The 16,535-nt window shown below is 58.8% G+C and carries 12 protein-coding genes; 5 read left to right on the forward strand and 7 right to left on the reverse strand.

The window, feature by feature from the left end; genetic code table 11:
• The first annotated feature begins 103 nt into the window (after positions 1–103).
• Both B9G99_RS00825 and B9G99_RS00830 read left to right on the forward strand, forming a co-directional pair.
• Complete coding sequence (locus B9G99_RS00825; protein WP_086620317.1) at positions 104–670, forward strand: TetR/AcrR family transcriptional regulator; 567 nt, start codon at positions 104–106, stop codon at positions 668–670.
• Entirely contained in the window at positions 667–1,827 is a 1,161-nt protein-coding gene (locus B9G99_RS00830; RefSeq protein ID WP_086620318.1) for an MFS transporter, read from the forward strand. The genes B9G99_RS00825 and B9G99_RS00830 overlap by 4 nt, the downstream gene beginning before the upstream one ends.
• A gap of 102 nt (positions 1,828–1,929) precedes the next feature.
• On the opposite strand, the gene pdxB is transcribed toward B9G99_RS00830, so the two are convergent.
• Positions 1,930–3,081 carry a 4-phosphoerythronate dehydrogenase PdxB gene (gene pdxB, locus B9G99_RS00835; protein WP_086620319.1) on the reverse strand — a complete coding sequence of 384 codons (1,152 nt, stop codon included), beginning with the start codon at positions 3,079–3,081 and terminating at the stop codon, positions 1,930–1,932.
• A 175-nt stretch (positions 3,082–3,256) separates the two neighbouring features.
• On the opposite strand from pdxB, the gene B9G99_RS00840 reads away from it, so the two are divergent.
• Positions 3,257–3,538 (forward strand): hypothetical protein, encoded by a 282-nt coding sequence (locus B9G99_RS00840; RefSeq protein ID WP_086620320.1) that lies wholly within the window; start codon positions 3,257–3,259, stop codon positions 3,536–3,538.
• Here B9G99_RS00840 and rlmKL read toward each other — a convergent pair.
• Positions 3,535–5,748, reverse strand: coding sequence for a bifunctional 23S rRNA (guanine(2069)-N(7))-methyltransferase RlmK/23S rRNA (guanine(2445)-N(2))-methyltransferase RlmL (gene rlmKL, locus B9G99_RS00845; RefSeq protein WP_086620321.1), 2,214 nt, complete (start codon positions 5,746–5,748; stop codon positions 3,535–3,537). The two genes, B9G99_RS00840 and rlmKL, sit on opposite strands and share 4 nt — an antisense overlap.
• A 204-nt stretch (positions 5,749–5,952) precedes the next feature.
• Between rlmKL and rmf the strand changes: the two genes are divergently transcribed.
• On the forward strand, positions 5,953–6,162 hold the full coding sequence (gene rmf, locus B9G99_RS00850; RefSeq protein ID WP_086620322.1) for a ribosome modulation factor: 210 nt from the start codon (positions 5,953–5,955) through the stop codon (positions 6,160–6,162).
• A gap of 69 nt (positions 6,163–6,231) precedes the next feature.
• Here rmf and B9G99_RS00855 read toward each other — a convergent pair whose 3' ends face one another.
• The 5 genes from B9G99_RS00855 to trmA all read right to left on the reverse strand — a co-directional run bounded on the left by B9G99_RS00855 (position 6,232) and on the right by trmA (position 15,694).
• On the reverse strand, positions 6,232–7,272 hold the full coding sequence (locus B9G99_RS00855; protein ID WP_086620323.1) for a quinone-dependent dihydroorotate dehydrogenase: 1,041 nt from the start codon (positions 7,270–7,272) through the stop codon (positions 6,232–6,234).
• 64 nt (positions 7,273–7,336) lie between these two features.
• Positions 7,337–8,479, reverse strand: coding sequence for a hypothetical protein (locus B9G99_RS00860; protein WP_148663895.1), 1,143 nt, complete (start codon positions 8,477–8,479; stop codon positions 7,337–7,339).
• 114 nt (positions 8,480–8,593) lie between these two features.
• Positions 8,594–9,418, reverse strand: a complete 825-nt coding sequence (locus B9G99_RS00865) for an MOSC domain-containing protein (RefSeq protein ID WP_158521411.1) — start codon at positions 9,416–9,418, stop codon at positions 8,594–8,596.
• 115 nt (positions 9,419–9,533) lie between these two features.
• The gene (locus B9G99_RS00870; protein WP_086620326.1) at positions 9,534–14,378 is read right to left on the reverse strand and encodes an NAD-glutamate dehydrogenase; all 4,845 of its coding nucleotides are present in this window, start codon (positions 14,376–14,378) and stop codon (positions 9,534–9,536) included.
• A 194-nt stretch (positions 14,379–14,572) separates the two neighbouring features.
• Positions 14,573–15,694, reverse strand: a complete 1,122-nt coding sequence (trmA, locus tag B9G99_RS00875) for a tRNA (uridine(54)-C5)-methyltransferase TrmA (protein ID WP_086623200.1) — start codon at positions 15,692–15,694, stop codon at positions 14,573–14,575.
• 247 nt (positions 15,695–15,941) lie between these two features.
• Here trmA and B9G99_RS00880 point away from each other — a divergent pair, with 247 nt between their 5' ends.
• The gene (locus B9G99_RS00880; RefSeq protein ID WP_158521412.1) at positions 15,942–16,526 is read left to right on the forward strand and encodes a DsrE family protein; all 585 of its coding nucleotides are present in this window, start codon (positions 15,942–15,944) and stop codon (positions 16,524–16,526) included.
• The last annotated feature ends 9 nt before the right edge of the window (positions 16,527–16,535 follow it).

The following is a 16,535-nucleotide window of genomic DNA, read 5'->3' on the forward strand; positions in this document are numbered from 1 at the left end:
TGCCCTTAACCTTTCCATCTCTTTGGTCGATACCCTGAAGGCGTCCTTTGACATGGGTTGAATTCCGCATCTATATAGATCGGTCTATTCAGGAGATGCCGCGATGCCCGCTTCCAAACGTGATCATTTGATGACCACCGCCGAACAGCTCTTTCATGAACAGGGGTTTCACGCCACCGGCATCGATCGCATCGTATCGGCAGCGGGTGTGGTCCGAATGACGCTCTACAATCATTTCAGCTCCAAGGAAGCCCTGATCCTTGCGGTGCTGGAAGCGCGCCATCAACGTTTCATTGATAGCCTCGATGCTGCCGTTGCCAGGGCCCCTGCCGGCCATGCCACCAGGGCGCTGACCGAGGCGCATGGTCACTGGCTGGAAACCTTTAGCCAGCATGGCTGCATCATGCTCAAGGCGATGGGAGAGTTTGCCGAGCACAGCGCCACCATTCACGCGATGGCGTTGCAGGCCAAACTGGACCTCCTGAGGCGCATCGAATCGGCCGTGCACCGTGATGGAATGGCACATGCCTCCTCCCTGGCTCGACAACTGTTTACGATACTGGAAGGCAGTAACAACACGGTGGCCGTGCTGGGCGTGGAAACGGCACTGAGCGATACGCGGGCCATGATTGACATGGTGATTGGCGCCGCCATGAGGAATCCATCATGAGACCCCTGACCTCGGTCGGCATGGCGATTCTCGGCAGCGGCGTCATCGCCATCACGTACGGTCTGGCACGCTTTGTCTTCGGTCTTTTCCTGCCGGCCATGCGCGATGAAATGACCATTCGGCCTACCATGGCCGGCATCATCGGCGCGCTGCCGTTTTTGAGCTTCGTCATCGCCATTATTGCCGCACCGGCCATCACGCGCTTTCTGGGCGTGCGTCAAACGGCAGTAGCCGCAATAACCCTGGCCATGATCGGGTTGATCATGATTGCGCTGGCGCCCTCATCACCGATACTGGCCGGCGGCGTACTGATCTGTGGCCTCAGCACCGGTATCTCATCGCCGGTCATGGCCGAAGCGGTCTATCGAATCGTGCCTGATAGCCTGCGCGGAAGGGTCAATGCCATTACCAATGCGGGCACCAGCGTCGGCATCGCCTTTGCCATGCCGGCCGTTTTGATCTGGGCAGAAGCCTGGCGCAGCGCCTACATCGGTTTTGCTGTGCTGGCGGCACTGGGCGCCATGAGCGCTCTGTACTATCTCCCCGCGGAACAACGCGATGTTGAGCAACCGCAGCGACGAGCGGCGCTATCGTCAGTGGCGCGCGAGCAATGGTTCAGCATGGCCCGCCTGAGTGGACTGGCGGCTCTGACAGGTATTACCAGTGCGGCTTACTGGGTGTTTGCCCCTGATGCGGTCATGACCGGTGGTGGCATGGCATCCAGTCAGGCGGCCTGGATGTGGCTGGCGGTTGGTATTGGCGGGCTGGCCGGTGGGAGTGTTGGTGATCTGATCACACGCTTCGGAGCGGTTGCCACGCATGCCGGCGGACTTGTGGTCATCGCCACGGCATTGGCCCTGCTGGCGCTGGATACGAGCAATTTTCCACTGGCCCTGCTCTCGGCGACCCTGTTCGGCGCCGGCTACATGACCCTGACCGGCTTTTATCTCGTCAGGGGCACGGAAATCATGCTGGACACCCCCTCACTTGGCCCTGTTCCGCCACTGCTGGCCACCTCGATAGGACAGATCATGGGGTCACCGCTGGCCGGCTGGCTGGTCGGGTCTCAGGGCTATAACGCCACTTTCACGATGTTTGCCGCTCTCGGCCTTGGCGTCAGTGCGCTGGGTATCTGGTTATTGCATCGATATGCATAGACAGGACTGCCCGGGCGTCCTTTCGGACAGCGCCGGGCAGGGCCGGGAGACATGATCTGATGGCAGGCATGCCATGGGCGGTGCGATGGCGTCGGTTGAACGCTATTTGCGTGGCGATCGAATGGCGAAGCCGGCACTTTCAAGCACTTCCCGTACGGCGCCGGCGCTGTGCTTGAGCTCGACACGCAGCGTTGAAAACTCACGTCGCACCGGATATTCGCGGCGCATCAGGTCAAACCCCTTTGCCATGCCATACTGGCGTCGATAGCGCTCAAACAGCAGGGTATCGCGGCGCACGTCGTAGCAGGTGCGCGTGCACAGCAGCAGCGCCTCCTGCGGCGGCGCCCGACGCGAGATGGCCATTCGGCGCAGCCAGTTTTCCGGCTTGAGCTGTCCCAGTTGCTTGCGCACTGGCAGACCGAAATGACGGCTCATGGCCTGATACAGCATCTCGGTCCCGCGCAGCTTGCCATCCAAGCTATAGCCGGCAATGTGGGGGGTGGCAATGGCGGCCAGACGATACAGGGCTTCATCAATGTCAGGCTCGTTTTCCCAAACATCAAGCACCACGCGCAGATCAGGGTCGCGCTCAAGACGCGCCTTCAGTGCCTGCTCATCAACGCAGTCGCCTCGTCCGGCACTGATCAGAATCTGATCGGTGCGCAGTGCCTCGATATGCGCCTCGGTGAGAAGATGATGCGTGGGGTGATCGCCCTCACGAATCAGCGGTGTATGCACGGAGACGACATCGGCCTTTTCGATCAGGGCCTCAAGGCTTGTGAAACCTTCACTACCCTCCTGCTCTGCACGTGGCGGATCACAGACCAGACAGCGAATGCCCAGCGCACGCAGCCGCTCGACCAGCCGCCCCCCGACGTTACCGGCGCCCACAACGCCAACGACTCGATCGGTCAGGGCCATGCCGTCCTGTTCACCAAACAGCAGTAACGCAGAGATGACGTAGTCGCCCACTGAATCAGCGTTACACCCGGGCGCACTGGCAAAACCGATGCCCTGCTGCGACAACCATGTCTCATCGACGTGGTCACGTCCGATGGTCGCCGTTCCTACAAATTTCACGCGCGATCCTTCAAGCAGCTCGGCATTGACGCGCGTCACCGAACGCACCAGCAGGATGTCGGCATCCCGCACCTGCTCGCGGCTCATTTCGCGCCCGGGCAGCCGAACCAGTTCGCCGTGATCTGCGAAAAAGGCCTCGGCCAGCGGGATGTTCTCATCTGCCACAATACGCATGGTTCAATCGATACCTGCAAAGCCGTGAATGGATGGCACACCGAACCTTGTCCGCCTGGCGGTGTGCTCTTGCTTTGTCGAAACGCCCACGACCGTTACAATCGGCGACCTGTCGGCGTCAACGCCAGCACTGTCCTCATATTCTTCGCCTTCAATACTACACAGGAGCGCTGCCGTGATCATCCGCTGGGAGAGCGAACATGACTATGTGCTCGTGCACGTCCATCAGGACATGTTCGGTGACTGGATCTTTGTCCGCGCCTGGGGACAGATCGGCACCGCCTATGGCGGCATTCAGCACGCCCTGGCTGAAGACTACACCCAGGCCATGACCTGGGTCAGCGACGTGGACCACATCCAGTGCCTGCGAGGCTTTTCAAAGGTACTGGAAACCAGCGATGACGCCCCTGAAGCCCGGGACGCCGTACGCCAGCTCTCGCTGCTGGATGCCCGCTAGGCGCTGCGATGGCGAATCTGATAGACATGATGAATGTCCGGGCGACGCTCGAAGTCCGGGTCCAGCATCTGTTTTGACAGCGCCTTGACCTCGAATCGTTCACCGACGGCGTCATCCATTTTGAAACGACGCAGATTATTGGAGAACAGCAGTGTGCCTTCCGGCGCCAGATGCGCCATGGCACGCTCGATCATGTGAACATGATCACGCTGAATATCGAGCACGTTGTCCATCTTCTTCGAGTTGGAAAACGTCGGCGGGTCCATGAAGATGAGATCAAACTGCGGTCCGTTTCTTTCAAGCCAGGCCATGCAATCCTCACGCCGCAATTGATGACGTGACATGTCGAGCCGGTTGAGTCTGAAGTTGTCCTCGGCCCAGCCCAGATAGGTGTTGGACATATCAATGCTCAGACTCTCGGCGGCCCCGCCCAGCGCTGCCTGCACGCTGGCCGTAGCGGTGTAGCAGAACAGGTTGAGCACCCGCTTGCCGGCCGAGTGATCATGCAGCCAGCGTCGCACCGGCCGGTGATCCAGAAAGAGCCCGGTATCAAGGTAGTCACGCAGATTCACCCAGAGTTTGGCATTGCCCTCGCCGACCTGAAAACGCTGGCCGGAACTGTCACGACGTTCATACTGAGCGCGCCCCGCCTGCCGCTCACGGCGCTTCAGGAAGATGTAATCCGCCGGAATCTCCAGTACCTCCGGCAGCACGCCGATTGCTTCGAGCAAACGCCGCTCGGCCTGATTGGCATCAATCGAACGCGGTGCCGCGTATTCCTGTACATGAACCCAGCCCCCGTAGATATCGATGGCCAGCGCGTACTCGGGCATGTCTGCGTCATACAGTCGGTAGCACTCAACTCCCGAACGCTTGAGCCATTTCGACAGACGCTTCCGGTTTTTCCTGAGGCGGTTGGCAAACATCTGCGCGCCGGCTGAATGGGTCACGGCACCGGCGTCTTCATCGCCCTTGATGGCATCCTGCGTCGGCTCGTGCCCTTCCGAACGCACGCGCTCATGCACGTCAATGAGCAAAAGCCGGGTATCCAGACTGCCGTTTTTGAAGGCGTACTGACGATGGGCCTTCATGCCCAGCCGGTGGCCGAGCTTTGGATCGCCGGTCAGAAGAGCCACCGACCAGCCGGTAAAATGCTCGCGCAGCAGCGCACCCAGGCCCTGATACAGACTGATCAGCGCCGGCAGCTCGCCCAGGCGCTCACCATAGGGCGGATTGGTAATGACCAGCCCGGGCGTCATCGACGGGGGCCTTGCGAGCGCATCACCGTGCTCGATGTGAATCAGCGACTCCACCCCGGCACGACCGGCGTTGGCCCGGGCCGATTCTACCGCGCGCAGGTTATGATCGCGGCCGTACAGGGCAAGCCGACATTCGCGCCGACCGACCCGCGCACGGTGCGCGGCCTCACCGTGAATCTCCTGCCATAGCGTTTCGTCGTGACCCGCCCAGCCGTGAAAGCCAAAGCGCGGCCGAGCCAGGTTGGGCGCAATGTCACAGGCCATGAGGGCAGCCTCGATCAAAAGTGTTCCCGAGCCACACATCGGATCAAAAAGGCTCTCGCCTCGAGCCGCGCGTGCGGGCCAGTCAGCACGAACCAGCAGCGCGGCCGCCAGATTTTCCTTGAGCGGGGCGCTGGCACCATCCAGTCGGTAACCGCGAAGGTGCAGGCTGTCCCCGGAAAGATCGATGCCAAGCACCAGCCGGCCCCGATGCAGATGCGCGTAAAGGCGCAAGTCTGCCCCTTTGGGATCGATATCCGGTCGAACCCGGCCATGATCCTGAAAACGATCTACCACGCCATCCTTGACGCACTGCGCCCCGAAGCGGGTATGACGGATCTGGGCGCTTTCGCCATGAAAATCGACACGCAGACTGGCGCCGGGAGCGATGAAGCGCTCCCATTCGATACTGTTGGACGCCGTCACCAGTGCCGGGCCATCCTCGATTTCCTCGAAGCGTCCGACCACCAGAATGATGCGATTGGCCAGACGCGACCACAGGCACAGACGATAGAGCACGTCACGTGTCGCACTACCATGAACGCTTGAGACACTGGTACGCGCGATGGTGGCACCCAGTGCTGTCAGCTCCTCGGCCAGCAGGACTTCCATGCTGCGCGGACAGGTGGCAAGAAAGGCAAGCTCCTCATGAGCCGTCTCCGATGAGTGTTCAGTGCTGGAAGGCTTCATGCGGTGTCATATTCCTGAAAAGATTAATAAGTGATTTACTTAGATGAAAATGATTTTCGACAGCATCATGCTGCTGCTGTAAAGGTATAGGGGTAGCTACGAAAGATCGCACGATCGCTGTCAACCTACGACCCCTGCGATAGTGACGCCATCGCGCACTATCTCGGATCGAAACACTTTTTTTGTGTGAAGCGAGGTTATCCAATGAAAAGACAGAAACGTGATCCCTTCCAGAAAGCCTATGTCAGTGGTTACAAGGCCGGTGTGACCGGGCGCTCCAGAGATGACTGCCCCAGTCAGGGTATTGAAGTGCGGGAGTCCTGGATGAGCGGCTGGCGTGAAGGCCGTGAAGCGCAATGGTCCGGTATGACAGGGGTCTCGGGTCTGCACGTCAATCCGATGGCGACAACCTGATCGCCTTCGGAACCATTGAGCCCATCGCATGACATGATATCCGGGTACGTGACGCACGTGCCCGGTCTTTTACAGGGACGCCCCCTTTGCGCTTGAAGCACTGTCTCTCAACGCCCGGGCGCACTGCTCGACCAGCTTCGGCCCCTTATAGATCAGACCGCTATAAAGCTGAACCAGATCAGCACCGGCCTGCTGCTTTTCCAGCGCCGCTTCGCCGCTATCGATCCCACCAACACCGATAATGGTGATGTCCGGCAGCTTCTCGCGCAAGCGTCTGACCACCGTCGTTGACGCCTTTCTCACCGGCCGTCCCGATAGTCCGCCGGCTTCCTCGGCATGAGGACTGCCCACAATGCCGTCACGGCTGACGGTCGTATTGGTGCCTATCACCGCGTCTATCTCACAGGCTTTCAGACACTCGGCCACCAGATCCGTTTCCGGCTCACTCATGTCCGGGGCAATCTTGACCGCCAGCGGTACACGACGGCCATGGCGCTGATTGAGCGCCCGGTTTTCCTGCTGCAATGCCGATAGCAGCGCATTGAGCTGCTCGCCGAACTGCAGGCTGCGAAGACCGGGTGTATTGGGCGAGGAGATATTGACAGTTACATAGTGCGCATGAGCATGTACCGCGCGCAGGCAGGTCATGTAGTCGTCCACCGCCTGCTCGACCGGCGTGGTCAGATTCTTGCCGATGTTGATGCCGATCACGCCGTCATAAGTGCTGTTGGTCACATTGGCGATCAGCTGATCCACACCCTGATTGTTAAACCCCATGCGGTTGATGATTGCCCCGCTTTCGGGAAGACGAAAAAGGCGCGGCTTCGGGTTACCGGCCTGCGCCCTGGGCGTCACCGTGCCGACTTCCACAAAACCGAAACCCAGAGCCCCCAGCGCATCAAGATGCTCGGCGTTCTTGTCCAGTCCGGCGGCCAGTCCGACTCGATTGGAAAAGCGAAGTCCCATCAGCGTGACGGGATCCTCGATCGGCGAAGACACCAGCGCCCGCTGCAGATGAAGACGATGTGCCATATCCAGTGATGACAGCGTCAGGCCATGAGCCGTTTCAGGGTCAAGACGAAACAGCAGCGCACGAGCGGCCTTGTACATGAGGGCAGGTCCTTGAAAGCAGATAGATCAGGCCCGGAGCAAGCCCCGGGCCATAAAGGAAGCGTCAGTCGCCTGGCTGTTCGATGCGCAGTGTAAAGTTATTGGCGCCACCACGAACGCCGCCGAACTTCTGACCGCGCACGCGGACGCTATAGATACCAGGCTCAAGAGATTCACGCAGATGGAAATCGCCCTGGAAACCGCTGCCGCTATCGCTGGCCACGACGTTGCCATTGCTGTCGACAAGCTCGCCGGAAATGCGGTAATTACCGCTGGAATCCATGGTGAAGCTGTCAACGGTTACGGTACCGGCAGAGACCACTTCAAACTTCAGTACTTCTCCGTCGGTCCGTATGGGGACATCGCGCAGAATCCGTTCACGAATGGGTGCCGCATTCTCACCGGCCGTGGCCGACGCGTCGCGGTTCCGCGCTGTATTGATACTGCCCTGATCAGCTGCCAGCCCTTCGCCCTTTTCAACCGTACCGGACTGAACAGCATCTTCGAGCGCCTGGCCGGAAGGACCGGGCTCTGGAAGCGAGTCATCAGGAGCGGCTGTCTTGCTGGCACTGCGCTGAGAGGAGCCAACACCTGCAAGCGTGGCATCACCCTGAACCGCCCCCTCACGACCAAGCCGTGCCGGCGTATCAGCATTGTTATTGGCAGCGCCGGCAACCGCACTGGCATTGCCCAGCCGCTCGATGCGATTGGCATCAGCCAACCCCTGGCCGCGGGCACTGGCATCGGCCTGCTGCACGGAAACCGTCACGGACTGGGTCTGATCGCGCGCGGGGCTGCGACTCTGGCCGGTAATCACCACATGATAGGTGCCAGGCTCAAGCTGATGACGAATCATCAGCCCGTTGGTCTGATTGTTGCCGCTGGTTTTCGCAAGCGTCTGGCCGGCATCATCGCGCAGCTCGGCGTTGACCTCATAACGCCCGGACGTGCCATGAAAGGCACGTGCCTCGATGATGTATTCACCCCCCTGGGTGACGTCAAAATCATGGGAGACCGGCTTTGACCCCAGATAGATGGATCGGCTCATGCCGTCCGTATCGCTCTGAATGGCATCGGAAAGATCGACCTGGCTTGCCGCCTGCTCAGCGCGCTGAAGTGCCGGGCTCTTGTCGGCAAGAGCCTGACCCGAGAGAGTGCCAAGCCCGACGCCCATGCCCAGTGCCAGATACAAGATTGTATTTTTCATGATGTCTCTCGTTGGAATAATCCGTTGATGCCGATATGCACAGCAGATGAACCCTGGTCGGTCGGCAAAGCGGCCACAGCATAACAAAGCCTGCGTATTTGGCGATGCTTTTGACTAGCGCATTCGTAGTGCCATGCCCGTGTGCAGCGCTAGACCATCGCCCTGCATGACGACGGCATTTTCGCCAAAAAAGGCCTTGCCGACTGACACGTGATCCATGGCCATCAGCGTTTTCAGGGGCTCCCCCGGCACCGCGATGTCGCCACTGCACTGATTGATGGTGGTAATACGACAGCGTTCACAGGGTTTGCACAGCCAAAGCGACAGACTCTTCCCTTCAAGTGTGGTCATGCCATGCTCGGCAAAGGCAGGCGCGCCTTCAATGACGATATTGGGTCGAAAACGCGACATGGGCAGCGCTGGCAGAGAACGCTCGGCCAGACGTGCGTTGAGTGCGGCCAGCGAAGACAAGGAGGCCACCAGTAGCGGATAGCCATCAGCAAAACCGGTATAGGCCACATGCTCATCCAGATGCTCCGGACTGACACGACGCTGGTTGTCTCTGGGGACTCGCTTGAGTCTGACGGGGCGCTCAAGAAAGGCACTCAGCCAATGGGCGGCTTCATCGCCCTCATCAAGCCCCTGACATTCCTTGCCAAAAATTCTTACGCGCGAGGGAGACACTTCCGGCGGCGCCAGCGAAACGTACAGATGGCGTCGATCCGGCGACTGAATAATCAGGTGATGCTCATCGATGGCAGGCACCAGCATGGCCATCCGGGCGCAGCCTCGCTGAGTGATGAACTCTCCCCGTTCATCAGTAATGACCCAGCGTCGGTCATGACAAAGCCCTTCCGCCGTCAATACTGACCGGGTCAAGTCGATGCCCCCCAGCGATTTGACCGGATAGATATGCAATGAATGAATGCAGGCAGACATGAAACGCCATCTCGTGTTCGAAGCAGACGATGAGCAATGTAACATAAAAAAACGCCACCCCTGGGGGTGGCGTTCGCGCTTGTGGCCTAGTGGCATTACAAGATGACCGCGTCGATCAGTGACCGGACGGAGGCCGCTCGGAGAGCTCACCAAGTGCTCGTACTGCGACGGTAAAGAGCGCATAGCCCAGCTCATCAGTGGAATGCACTTCCTCTAGCAGTGCGCACCATCGCTCAACCGGCGCCTTGTGCTGTTTCATCCACTGCTCGACACAGCGATCGACATCCTCACCTTCTTCACCGCGCAATACGCTGGCCGTCAGCATCAGCTGCTGCCGATCAAGATCATCGCGCAGTGTTTCACGTGCGATGGTCTGCCAGCTGTCGTTTACCTCAAGGCGATTGACCTGCTCCAGCATCCACGGCAGCGAGAGCTGCTCGCCGATGAGATAGTAGGTATCGGCCACCCGCTCAAGGGAGACGCCTGTCAGCGCAGCCGTATCGATGATGCCAAGCCCGGCATAAAGACTTTCGGTAGCCGCCACCCGCTCGGCCAGTGCCTCGGGGGCCCCGGCTTCAATGTAGCGATCGCGCAGCGACATGCACTGGCGCTGTGCCTCTCCCCTGAGCCTTTCACCAATGTTATCGCCCAGACGTTCAAGATCCGGCGCGTACTGCCCGACCACGGTTTCGGCGTCACTTTGCATGTGATAGCGCAGGAAGTAGCGTGTCGCACGACGCAGGAGGCGCACCAGTGAGAGCATCATGTCGTACTGAATGGCAGTCTCGACCTGCGAATCCAGCGCCTCGATCTCTTCCCAGAGCGACGCCAGCCCGAAGCTGTCACGCGCCATGACATAAGCCCTGACCACCTCACCGGCACTGGTACCGGTAATGTCCATCAGCCGTCGGACAAACGGGATACCCATGTGGTCGACCACATCACCAGCCACCTTGGTCACCACGATCTGATGGCGCAGCCGATGGTTGGCAATTTCCTTGCCATAACGCTTGACCAGAGTTGCCGGGAAAGCGCGCTCGGCGTGATCGACGATCCCCGGCTCATTGGGAACATCGGATTCCGCCAGCATGCCCTTGAGGTCAATCTTGGCATGAGAAATCAGGGAAGAGAGCTCCGGATGCGTCAGGCCTTCACCGCGCTCGGCACGTGTGGCAAGCGTGGCGTCATCCGGCAGGGCTTCCAGCTCACGGTCCAGCTGCCCGGTCTCTTCCAGATCGCAGATGAAACGACGATAAGGGCCCAGATTCTCTGCTGACAGCAACCGGGAAAGGGAAAGCGCCTGAGTCTGGCGGTAGTTGTCATCCACCACCAGATCCGCCACTTCATCGGTCATTTCGGCCAGAAGATCATTGCGCTGCTTGCCGGTCATGTCACCGCGCGTGACTACCTCATCCAGCAGGATCTTGATGTTGACCTCATGGTCAGAGCAGTTGACGCCCCCGGCATTATCGATGAAGTCGGTATTGAGACGAACACCATGCTGTGCGGCTTCACGACGGCCCAGCTGGGTGACGCCAAGGTTGCCACCCTCGCCAACCACGCGGCACCCCAGCTCGCAGCCATTGACACGCAGCGTATCGTTGGCCTTGTCACCCACATCAGCGTGACTCTCTTCACTCGATTTGACGTAGGTGCCGATCCCACCGTTCCAGAGCAGATCAACCTTCGACTTCAACAGTGCATTGATCAGCTCGGCCGGCGACAGACGCGAGGCGTCAAGACCAAAACGCGTCTTCATGGCCTCGGTAATTTCGATCGACTTGGCATCGCGCGAAAAGATCCCGCCACCTTCACTGATCAGGGACTTGTCGTAATCATCCCAGCCTGAGGCCGCAAGTCCGAACAGACGCTTGCGTTCCTTGAAGGAGGCCGCGCAGTCAGGATCGGGGTCAATGAAGATATGGCGATGGTTGAAGGCCGCCACCAGCTGAACCTTTTCCGACAGCAGCATACCGTTACCGAAGACGTCGCCGGCCATGTCGCCGACCCCGATGACGGTAAAGGGATCTTCCTGAGTGTTGAGACCAAGCTCGCGGAAGTGGCGCTTGACGGCTTCCCAGGCACCGCGGGCAGTGATCGCCATGGCCTTGTGGTCGTAGCCGTTCTTGCCGCCGGAAGCGAAGGCATCGCCCATCCAGAAGTTGTATTCACGGGACAGCGCATTGGCGATGTCGGAGAAAGTAGCCGTGCCCTTGTCGGCTGCTACGACCAGATAGGGATCATCCCCGTCATGACGCACAACGTGCTCGGGTGGTACGACCTGCTTGTCGATCAGGTTATCGGTAATGTCCAGCATCCCGCGTACCAGGGTCTGATAGCAGGCAATGCCCTCTTTCTGGATGTCATCACGGCTACCGCCAGGCGGCATCTGCTTGCAGATAAAGCCGCCCTTGGCGCCGCTGGGTACGATCACCGAATTCTTGACCTGCTGCGCCTTGACCAGCCCGAGGATTTCGGTACGAAAGTCTTCAAAGCGGTCCGACCAGCGCATGCCGCCACGAGCAATGTTGCTGGTACGAAGGTGCACCCCTTCCATGCGAGGAGAGTAGACAAAGATTTCATACATCGGACGCGGACGCGGCACGTCATTGATCTGGCGCGGCGCAAGCTTGAAGGAGATATAGGGCTTGGGTTCGCCATCCTCGCCGGGCTGGAAGTAGTTGGTACGCAGCGTGGCACCAATCAGATCCATGTAAAGACGGATCAGACGGTCATCATTGAGGCTGGTCACCTCTTCAAGATAACCCTCGATACGCTCGCGAATTCCTTTGACTTCCTCTTCGTCACGCGCCACTTGAGGATCAAAGCGTGACTTGAACAGAGCCACCAGTTCGCGGGTAATGTCGGCATGCTGGGTCAATGCCGTAGAGATGTAATCCTGGGAAAGCCCGAAGCGAATCTGCTTGAGATAGCGTGCATAGGCGCGAAGCATGGCCACTTCGCGCCAATCAAGCCTGGCTGAAATGATCAGCCGATTGAAGCTGTCGCTTTCGGCCGCGCCTGACCAGATGCGCGTGAAAGCCTCCATGAAATTGTGGCGCATACCGTGCAGATCGACATGCTCACGACTGGAGGTTTCCAGATTGAAGTCATGAATCCAGACTTCGCTGTCAGAGCGCTCGATCTCGTAGGGTCGCTCACTGATGACGCGAAGCCCCATGTGCTCCAGCATGGGCAGCACATCAGACAGTGGCACCGGCTGGTCGCGATGAAAGAGCTTGAGGTTGACGTCGTTTTCATGCTCAAGCTGACGATAAAGGCTCAGACCGATCGAACTCTCACTGTCGAGCTCTTCCATGTGGCCAATATCATAAACGGCGGTGCGCGATGTAAAATCTTCCCGATAGCTGCTCGCGAAGGCATCACGGTAGCGCTCCATCAAACGATTGGCCGGTTCCTCACCGTAGCCTTCAACCAGCGCCTCATGCAGGTCATCACGCCAGCCGCGAGCAATGGCGATGACCTTTTTCTCCAGCGCGCGATCGTCATGCTCCACGGGCGTGTCGTGGTTAAAGCGCAGAATCAGCTGGATACGCGCCAGCACCGACTCGGAAAGATAGGTATTGAAGTCGCCAAAGCTGGCATCCAGCTCTTCGCAGAGCATGTTCTGAATGCGCATTCGCAGATCGGTCGAAAAGACGTCACGCGGCACATATATCAGGCAGGAATAAAAACGTCCGGAGCGATCTTCGCGAATAAAGAGCCGCACGCGGCGACGTTCGCGAATGCTCAGGATTCCCATGGCGGTACGGCAGAGATCCTCCGTACCCATCTGGAAAAGTTCATCACGAGGATAAACCTCCAGAATCTGCTGGAGCTGCTTGCCGTTGTGACCGGTCGGATCGATACCCGAGGCACTAAGCACAGTGTCGATCTTGCGACGCAGCACCGGAATGTTGACCGGGCGCTCGTTGTAGACTGACAGGGTATAGAGGCCAAGGAAGTGACGCTCTCCGATGACATCACCCTGCTCATTGTGGCGCTCGACAATGATGTAGTCCGGGTAACTCGGGCGATGAATGCGGGAAGGCCAGGCACTCTTGGCAAAGGAGATCAGCTCGGGGATCAGCACATACTCCCCCTGCTCTTCGCCGCTGCCACTAAAGCGCAGGGGCTCCTCGCTGTAGCGCGGGCTGTCCAGGGTCAGTACCCCGAGTTCGCTGCCACTGGAGCGGACCAGCTGTGAATGGCCATCCCGGGTCTGGAACTCATACTCTTCAAAGCCCAGAAAGGTAAAATGATCGTCCAGCAGCCAGGCCAGAAAGTCGCGGGCCTCGTTGACGTCACGTTCATCCACGACGCGCGGCGGATGCGTGTCCATCTCCTCAAGCGCCGCGCGGGCCTGGGCCCTCATGGCGTCAAAATCGGAGACAGCCGAGCGAACATCGGTCAATACATCCAGAATATTGACCCTGAGCTCTTCGAGCATGGCCGGATCGGAGTGACGATCCACCTCAATGTAGATAATGGATTCACGCATTGAGGGCGCATCGGCAGCCCGGGGCGGAGTGAAGCGCACCAGACGCTGCTGCTCGTCACGCTCGCTGGCGATGACCGTATTCAGGATGGAATGCACGGTGAAGCCACAGCGGTTGAGTTCGATACGTACCGAATCAACCAGAAATGACATGTCCGGACTGATGACTTCCACTACCGTATGGGTCGACTGCCAGCCATGCTCTTCATATTCGGGATTGAAGACACGAACCTTTGGACGGTTGTCCGGCTCACGCTGCTGCAGGAAAAACCAGGTCGAGAGGGTGGCCCCATAGAGGTCTTCGAAATGACGCTCCTGAAGATCCTCATGGCTGGCGCCGGCGTAATAATGGCGAGCGAAGGCGCTGATATCGCGGGCCTGCTCGGGCGTCAGACGCTCTTCGAGCAGCGCTTCAAGCGCTTTAAAAAAATCTTCCTTGTTGTCCGGCACTGTACTCTGCATCGATTCTCCTCACGTCCCGCAAATGCCTGCTTGCCTTGAAGGGATGACCTCACCCCACATCCTAGTTCAGCAAACGCTTTATCCCTACTGTATGCGCATTTTTATCATGCCCCATGAGCATCCGGCATGAGGGTTGTCCCACTCATGACGCTTTCGGCATGGCTGATCACGATATGACCAATGCCGGTCAGGTGTCAGTCAGACTGACCGCGGCGCTTGAGCAACACGCCACACTCACAGTGGTCGGTATAGGGAAACTGATCAAAAAGTGCAAAGCGCTGGATCTCGTGGGTCTGCCCAAGCTGTTCCAGATTGGCCTCGAGGGTATCGGGATTGCAGGAGATGTAGACAATCTCGTCAAAGCGGGCAATCTGCTCGCAGCTGTCGGCATCCAGACCGGCACGCGGAGGGTCGACCAGGACGGTCGAAAAATCGTGCGTCTCGAGCTGCATGTCGCTGACCCGTCGTCCCGTTTTTTCCCCGGACAGCGCCTGGGCAAACTCTTCACTCGACATGCGGGCCACATGAACGTTGTCGATGTGATTCAATGCCAGATTGTGCTGGGCCGAGGCCACGGACGTTCGGGAAATCTCGGTGGCCACGACCCGTCGGAAGTTATTTGCCAGTGCGATCGTGAAGTTGCCATTACCGCAGTACAGCTCGACCAGATCGGTCGCGCGACGCTGCCCATCCTCGCCCTGTGTCACTTCCCGGGCCCAGTTAAGCATGCTCTCTGCAATATCGGCATTGGGCTGGGTAAAGCTGTTTTCGACCTGCTGATAACTGAACACACGTCCTGCCACATGGAGGTGTTCAGTGACTGACTCGCGTGTCAGGACCCGGCGCTGCTTGCGTGCACGGCCGATAATGGCAACATTCAGTGTCGTCTCGAGCTCGCGCGCAGCCTTCTCCCATGCGTCATCAAGCGGTCGGTGATAGACCAGCGTGACGAGCGCTTCCCCCTGTCGGGTCGTCAGATACTCGACCTGAAACAGACGATGACGCAGCTCGGGGCAATCACGAATGGCGTCAATCAATCCGGCCATCAGCGCATTGATGCGCTGGCTGGCCACATCATATTGATCCATGCGCACGGTGTTTTTAACACCGTCGGCACCGGTCTCGAACATGGCATGAAAAAGATCATCGCCTTCATGCCACAGGCGAAACTCGCAACGCATGCGATAATGGCTTGCCGGTGAGGGGAACACCTCAAGGGTGGGCGCCTGAAAGCGGGCGAATTGCTCGACGATGCGCTGGCGCTTGGCGTCAAGCTGTACGAAATACTGGTCGGGATCAACGACGGGTACGCTCAATGTCAGATACCTGGTCCGGCCGTTGTGATAACGGTCATGATGAAATAGGCGGCCAGTGTAGCGCCTGCCCATCGCAGCTCAAGTACTCATGCCGTTCCTGCCACCATATCGAGTCGCTATAACACTGCGGCCTGGCCATAAAATCTGTAGACTCCAGTCGCCTCATTGGCTATACCTCGGCCGTTATCCCGTCGGGGATATGCCCCATCACGATAACCACGACCACTTTGGCTTTCAGGGACTCGATATGCTGACTCTTCTCAAACGGCACTGGATGCTGGCAGCACTGATACTGGCCGCTGTCCTCATGGTGCTTTTCGCTGCTGCCATACCCCGCAAGCAGGCGGCGAGCATTGACCATGCCAGGTACCCCGCAATAGAAAAATTCGGCGGTATTGCCGAACGCCATGACACGGTGGACGTGCCCGACCCCGACAAGCATTATCGGGTCATCTTTGATGTGGTCAGCGGAAGCGATGACCCACGGACCATCAATCCGGGCCTGATGCGCGTGGCACGCGCCGTCAATGTCTTTGCTGATGCTGGTGTCCCGCTGGAAAATCTGGACTTTGTGGCCATTATTCATGGCAACGCCACGCGTAGCGTTGTGACCTCCAGCCTGTATGACGAGTGGTATGGCGTCGACAATCCCAACGCGCCATTGGTGCATGCCCTGAAAGAGGCAGGTGTTCGGGTCGAGGTGTGCGGCCAGGTGCTCAGCCACTGGAAAATTGCCGACGCCGATGTCAACAAGGACATTGCCATCACCCCTTCTGCGTTGACAACGCTGGCCATTTACGGCAATGAAGGCTATGCCTACGAGCGACTGTAACCGCAGCCG

Source organism: Kushneria konosiri (assembly GCF_002155145.1).
In the GTDB taxonomy this organism is placed as follows: domain Bacteria; phylum Pseudomonadota; class Gammaproteobacteria; order Pseudomonadales; family Halomonadaceae; genus Kushneria; species Kushneria konosiri.